This is a genomic window from Micromonospora sp. M51 (genome assembly GCF_018070305.1).
Lineage (GTDB): Bacteria > Actinomycetota > Actinomycetes > Mycobacteriales > Micromonosporaceae > Micromonospora > Micromonospora parva.
This window is the reverse complement of record NZ_JAGPXZ010001241.1, coordinates 1-1,049: the sequence shown is the minus strand read 5'-3', so window position 1 is coordinate 1,049 and position 1,049 is coordinate 1. Positions and strand designations below refer to the sequence as shown.

Here is a 1,049-nt window from a genome sequence, read left to right as displayed (position 1 = left end):
ACTGTCCGGTCCGCTGCTCGACCGGATCGATGTCCAGGTGCGACTGATGCCGGTACGGGCGGCCGAGCTGATGGCGACCGACGGTGGCGTCGAGCCGTCGGCGACGGTCGCCACCCGGGTGGCGGCGGCCCGCCAGGCGGCGGCCGATCGCTGGGCCGACCTCGGCCGGCGGCTCAACGCCGAGGTGGACGGCCCGTACCTGCGCAGACCGCCGTGGCGACTGCCGGCCCGGGTCACCGTCGAGCTGCGTGGCCGGCTCGACTCCGGCTCGCTGTCGGCGCGCGGCTTCGACCGGGTGATCCGGATGGCCTGGACCATCGCCGATCTGGACGGCCGCGACCGACCGGACCAGGACGACGTCCGGGAAGCCCTGCAACTACGGACGGGGGAGGCGGCGTGAACGCCGAGGATGAGCGCAGGCTGGCCCGGGTCGCCCTGACCTGGTTGGCGGAGCCGGGCACGCGCGCCGTGCACCGGCTGGTCGAACGGCACGGCCCGGTGGCGACCCTGGACCTGCTGCTCGACGGCGGCAGCCCGGACGGCTGGCTGCACACCACCGTCGCCGCACGTTCGGCGGCCGGCGACGCGCGGGCGGTGGCGGCCGAGGCTCTGGAGCGGGCGGACCGACTGGGCGCCCGGCTGGTCACCCCGGACGACGAGGAGTGGCCGACCCCGGTCGCCGGCCTGACCACGTTGCGGCTGCCGGACGTCAGCCGCCGGGTGGACGCCGAGACCGCCCCGCCGCTGTGCTTCTGGGTACGCGGAAGCTGGCCGCTCGGCGAAGCCCTGGACCGCTCGGTGGCGGTGGTGGGGGCCCGGGCCGCCACCGGCTACGGGCAGCACGTCGCGACGGAGCTGGGGTACGGGTTGGCGGAGCGGGACTGGACTGTCGTGTCCGGTGGCGCGTTCGGCATCGACGCCGCCGCCCACCGGGGCGCCCTCACCGCTGGCGGTCTGACCGTCGCGGTGCTCGCCTGCGGCCTCGACCGCCCGTACCCGATGGGCAACGCCGCGCTCTTCGACCGGATTGCCGAGACGGGTCTGCTGGT

At 76.1% G+C, this 1,049-nt stretch carries 1 protein-coding gene and 1 pseudogene; both read left to right on the top strand.

The annotated features are described in order from the left end of the window. A pseudogene (locus tag KBX53_RS33980) lies at positions 1 to 400 on the top strand (ATP-binding protein); the annotation flags it as partial. Further along, positions 397 to 1,049: DNA-processing protein DprA (locus KBX53_RS33975; protein ID WP_210863927.1), on the top strand; the 653-nt coding region annotated here is incomplete at its 3' end. The pseudogene KBX53_RS33980 and the gene KBX53_RS33975, both read left to right, overlap by 4 nt.